We start from the raw sequence: 5,504 nt of genomic DNA on the forward strand, positions 1-5,504 counted from the left end.
TAGCCCGGCAGCAGGGCGCCACGACCATCAGATACGAAATGCCCGCCTTTGGCAAACTGCGGTGGCTTTTGAGAGGCAATAATTGCTATTTGCGCAGCAGTTTGCGCTACCGCCGGTACCATAAAGGGGAGGGCAAACGGCATACCCCATTCGGCAATGGTTTTTTGTATACCAATAGCACCATTTATAAGTGCCTCAGAAATTTGTACTTTTTGGGTTGCTTTAAACGCCTTTAGTTTTTCCTGGTTCTCTTTTTTCTGGTATTTGTCTTCAATCGCTTTACGTTGGGCGGAGGTAAGGCTTTTGTTGTTTAACTCGTTAACTTTATCCTTTTCAAGCGATCTTATCCTTGCATCGCTTTGAGCTTTTATGTTGGTGCTTACAATAGATATTGCCGCGCTTGCTACGGTTTGTGCGGTTTGCAATGTAATATCTGCACGCTGCTTTTCGCCTTGTTTTATTAATTGCGTGGTTTCCTGGTCACGTTTGGAGGTTAACTGTGCAATTTTTTCATCGTTACCCTTGGCCAGGTCTATTTCATACTGGTATTTATCAAAAATAAGTTTTTTTTGCGCGTCTAATTTTGCTGATGCTCCTTTAGCAGTGTCAACCGTGTTTTGGTTGGCATCTATCAATTTGCTGTGTGCTTCTTCCGCTTTTATTTTTTCGATTTCCTGCTGGGTTTGTTTAGCAAGTTCTATTTTTTTGTCGCCGTTTATTTTATATAATTCATTAACCGATTCTAATTGCTTTTGCAACATGGAAATGTCTGCCCCCGGATTTGCAGCAAGTGTTAAAATGATTTGGCCTTCTAACTTTGCTTTACGGTCGGTTAATTCGTTTTCATGTCTAGTTATTTGCTGTAAACTTTCCTGGTGTTGTTCGTTAAGCTGCGCTATCTTTTTGTCGGCACCCTCCTTCATGCCCTTTATTTGCAGGTTTACAAGTTCATTCTGCGCCTGTGTGGTTTTTTCGGCGTCGGCAGCATTGTATTTATCGACCAACTTTTTAATGTTAGCATGGTGCTCGTTTTGCAACTGAGCGCTTACGCGGTTATATTGTTGTTGCGTTATATGTTTGTTTTTAAGCAAGTCTTGCAACCCGGCCAATTCTTTACCATACCTGTCGGTCTCGGCCTTTGCTTCCGCGCCGTAACCTTCATAAACCAATTGTAACTGCCTCGCGACCGAATCTCTTCGAAGTTTTTCTATCTGGCTAAGGTAATCGGTATGCTGTTTAATTGCTTTGGATGTGCCGGGGGTGTCTTTAAAGCTTCCTTCATAAAAGTCCATCTTTGAGTCTTTTGATAAGGCTGCCGCCAACTTTTGATAACGTTCAGCAATTTTTTCAAAGTCGTTCTGATCTTTAATTGCCAGTTTCGTTGCTTCGTTCTTTCTTTTCTTTACTTTTTCCGCTTTATCTTTATCTGCTTGTGCGCCAATGTTTTGGATGCCTGGTGATCCTGTACCGGCAGCACCCGCATTCCTATTTAAAAGATCTACAGTTTTATCCCAAAAGGTCATCACTTCATCATCAGGCTTTAATTGAATTTGCTCGGCTTCAAACGCTTTTTTTGCAGCTTCTTGCAATGCTAGTTGTGCAGCAGCTTTATACGTAACCATCTTTATATAAGCAGGGCCATCCTTAACCATTTTAGCATCCGCCTCATTTAAGCTATTGGCGTGGCCCATAGTTTTGCCAAGAGTATCGTTATACTGTTTTAAAACCTCTTTCTTGCTTAGCGTACCCTCTTTAGCTAAACCGATATTTATTTTTAGTTCGTTAAACTGTTTGGCTGCATTTGTAACTTCGCTGCTGCCTAAAGCTTTATTTAATGTATTAATGCTTAACGCGGCCTGGCTAATTGTTTCCTTACCCTTTATCCATGAGTTAACAATATTCAAGATCTCCGGGCCATATGCTATAATTAAGGATAAGCCAGCCGTTAGTGTTGCTTCAAAAGTGGTGAAGGCTTTTTTTGCGATCTTAATTGCACTTGTTAAAGTTTCGTGGGTTTTTGTCAGTTTTTCCAGGCCGCCAGTTAGTTTATTACTTGCACCATCTGCTGCCTGGCTGTCTTTAGCCATTTGGTTAACTGCGCCAGATAGATTGTTAAGATCTGAATTTAGACCTTTAATGTTTTTAGAAATATCTGTAACAGGTTTATTCAACCCGATAATAGTAACCCGGAGGGTTTCAAAAGCTTTTAAGTAGGTATTTACCTGTTTTGTTGCGTCATCATCGAAAGGCGATTGGTTGGAATTATTTGCCATAAATTAGTGTATTGTGTTGTAAAAAAGATGGATAGATAGGCTGTGTAATTTTATATTATTGTGCTACAAACTTTATTTGAAATATATGAGGAAGCTAAAATATGAACGTTTCGCTGGTTGGGCTCCAGAGTCAAATTTATGTGATTTTATAAATGAAAATAACATTAAGCAAAGCGACGTTTTAAAAATTGTTTACGAGGGAGATACAGGTATGGTGCTTTACTATTATGTAATAGAATAAGCCTTAGTTAGCAGTTAAAATGCTGAGATTATTACTATAGTATTTTAAGTATGATTTGAAAGCTAAGGAGGCTATAAAACATTTAAGATAATGAAGTAAATGCCATTGGGCATATTTAAAGTAAAAGATTAGACCGCACTGCAGCTTAATCTTTATTTTAAATTAGTGTATCCTTTTAATATCGGTTAAATGAAAGTCTAATGCCAAATTGCTAAATATTGAGTCTTCTCTCTCACCTTCGGTATAATCAATAATAGTTATGCCTCCTGATAAATTTTTAATGATTTTACCGGAGATATAAACTTCATCCCCTACTTCAAGCGCTTTAATTTGGTTTTTAAGTTTGCTGTTTTTATCCGCCAGCAATGTGGTTAAAATCGGAAAACTATATTCCGGAACTTTTACCTCTCTCCAGTCGCCAATAGGTACAAACATAGTTACTTTAATATAAGCTATTGCTGCGCTATCAACAGTTATCTCATGTACTTTAACAACCCAATCTTTTATTTCAAGATTTTTTAAGATGTAGTCTTCCATCTTTTTTTTTCCTGTCTTAAGATATTCGTTCTTTGTAATATCATTTTTTTGAGACTGAAAAATTGAATCGGTTGATGTTACTTTTTTTATAAAAGCGATTTCGCTGGCCGGCATCGGCTTTTTAGTATATATCGCTTGCGGCGTAGGGGTACAGCCGAACAAAAAAATTAGGATCAGAAAGAAATAAAAATGTTTCATAAATGTGTAAGGTTTGCTAATTTTATTGGTAAAGATATTAAATGAAATTATCAAATCAAAAGTTTTTAAATGAACAATCTATGCGGCTTGCTGCCTTAATGTAACAAATCTTTACGATTTTAATCTTATCTAAAATTTTAACATTATGATCGTTTTAAAATCCGACTACTTTAGCACCCATGAGCGGCTTGCCCGCTTTATCAACGAAAACCATATTAAGCGAGAGGATATTTTGATAATCACACAGATTCCCGGGTCGTTCACCATTTTATTCTATGCGGACGATTCGATACAGGAAATTACGCACGGGATGTTCTCTTAACCCAATTTTACCAACTCTACCTTTACGGGCTGGCCCTTTCGCCAGCTGTCTATTTTGTTAATGTAATAATAGGCGCTGTCCTGCTCCAGGTATACAGGGATCAGCAGGTCAAGCTCCAATATATCCCGCGGACTCAGCATAAGGTAACGTATCACCTTTTTGGTACGCTGCAGTATCTTTTCCAGTTCGGGATAATAGGTACGGCGCAGGTCGTCCCAGTGCAGGCTGGGCTGCTCGCCCGGCTTGTAAAAGTACGGTACCGATACTACATCGTTCACTACACGATCGTTAACGGGGTTGCCATCGGTAAACTTAATGGTTTTACCGCCCAGGGTACGGAGGTCTATTTTGCGGTCAATCAATATCCTTGGCGATACGCCGATGCTAAAGTCGGTGCCCTCATCCTCGGCGTCGATCATTTTTATTTGCGCAATGCTGCCGCCAATGTAAGGGCGGTTAATGGTGGGGGCAAACTGGCTCTCAAAAAGGTCGGCAGTGGGGGGTAGTGTTTTATCATCTACCTTTACCTGCGCATCGGCAAAGCCTTTGGGTAATACCGCCTCGTCTTCCTTATACTTCAGATGATTTACCTGCGCATAGTTACCTAACTGAAAAGCGATGGTTTTACCCTGGTCCAGACATTTATGCGTCCAGTTATAAGCTACGTGAATATTGTTCATAATATCGCGGAAGGATGCAAAGTTGATGGTGCGCGTAACGCTGTCGGTTTGGCAAACTATGCCGAAGCGCTGCAACACATCTTTTAACAGGTCCTTTTGGGCAATGTCAGGAAATATGCGCTCGCATTGAATATCCTGCCCGTACAGCACGTTTTTGCCGGTAGGGGTAATCTCCAGTGTGGCCCCATCGTAAATCGTAAAGTAAGCGGGCCGGTCGCCAAAAAACTCATAGGTGATGCTGATCTGGTTGCCTGCTGCCAGATTTGCCGAGGCTGACAGTACTGTATTTTCGGTAATATGGTAGCCGCGGATACTGCCTCCGCTGCCACTCAATCGTACAAAGCCGCTGTTAAAATCAAAGTTCGATTCGGCCAACGATATGGTGTTACCGGCATCGGTATAGTTGATGGTGATTTTTAATGATGAGGGATGGTTACCCGTAACCCGCCCCTCAAACCGCAGTTTAGGGATGGTTACCTTAATATCTACATTGTTGATCTGGCTGGCAGTAAACATGTTACGGTTACTGAATTGCCCTGATGGGTCGTTAATATCTGCCGGGAAGGCGATGATGCCTTTGTTATCATTGATAGGGATGTGGCTGACGTTAAGCTGCTGCCTTATGGATGCCTGCAAGCCATGCGGGTTGTATTTGTTCTGATAATCAGTACCGTGTTCAAACGCGCTGTTGCTGAACTGGGCGATGAGCAAAGGGTAAAGCGGATCGTTTAGTAACGAGCCGGTAGCCTTAAAACCTGCCTGCGCCACCATCATATCAATAGCGGTTTTAATGAAGAAGCCGGGCCGCAAGTTGCGTACGTTCACATCACACTGGCCGGCAAAGTTATATACTAAGTTGCCGTAATCGATAACCGGCCATATCCAGCCTTCAGTATGCGTTTGTGATTTAATAACATTGTCTGAATTCCAGTTATGCTGCCATTTTTGAAACGGCGTATCTGCCCCGTATGGGCTGGCACTATCGCCCATCTCATAGATCTTTCCGCTAATGGCGTCAAAGAAATCCACGTTTCCGCTTAGTACGGTTATGCTGGCGGTATCGTCGTCTACGCTGTTGAGCACCGCCAGGCCATAGGGTACAATCTCCAGCCCGTCCTGCACTATTTTGGCTTCGTAATTATCATAAGGCTTGCCATCGGTAAAGGCCACATCATCCGGAAAGCCCAGGATCTGCCTGTTGCGCTGCGTTAAAGGTAGCTTAAATTGATTGCTGGTATTGCCCTGCTGATTTT

The 5,504-nt window shown here is 41.5% G+C and carries 5 protein-coding genes; 2 read left to right on the top strand and 3 right to left on the bottom strand.

Annotated elements, in window-relative coordinates; genetic code table 11:
* Positions 1-2,273: hypothetical protein (locus ACE5CV_RS15665; RefSeq protein ID WP_374951134.1), on the bottom strand; the 2,273-nt coding region annotated here is incomplete at its 3' end.
* Positions 2,274-2,358: 85 nt separating this feature from the next.
* Here ACE5CV_RS15665 and ACE5CV_RS15670 point away from each other — a divergent pair.
* Positions 2,359-2,514: a hypothetical protein gene (locus tag ACE5CV_RS15670; RefSeq protein ID WP_374951135.1), complete on the top strand. Its 156-nt coding sequence runs from the start codon at positions 2,359-2,361 to the stop codon at positions 2,512-2,514.
* A 162-nt stretch (positions 2,515-2,676) separates the two neighbouring features.
* Here ACE5CV_RS15670 and ACE5CV_RS15675 read toward each other — a convergent pair whose 3' ends face one another.
* On the bottom strand, positions 2,677-3,249 hold the full coding sequence (locus ACE5CV_RS15675) for a hypothetical protein (protein WP_374951136.1): 573 nt from the start codon (positions 3,247-3,249) through the stop codon (positions 2,677-2,679).
* Positions 3,250-3,394: 145 nt separating this feature from the next.
* On the opposite strand from ACE5CV_RS15675, the gene ACE5CV_RS15680 reads away from it, so the two are divergent.
* Entirely contained in the window at positions 3,395-3,571 is a 177-nt protein-coding gene (locus ACE5CV_RS15680) for a hypothetical protein (protein ID WP_374951137.1), read from the top strand.
* Here the strand turns inward: ACE5CV_RS15680 and ACE5CV_RS15685 are convergent.
* On the bottom strand, positions 3,568-5,504 hold a 1,937-nt coding region (locus ACE5CV_RS15685; protein WP_374951138.1), incomplete at its 5' end, for a hypothetical protein. The genes ACE5CV_RS15680 and ACE5CV_RS15685 overlap by 4 nt on opposite strands.

This window comes from Mucilaginibacter sp. (genome assembly GCF_964263795.1).
Classification (GTDB): Bacteria; Bacteroidota; Bacteroidia; order Sphingobacteriales; family Sphingobacteriaceae; genus Mucilaginibacter.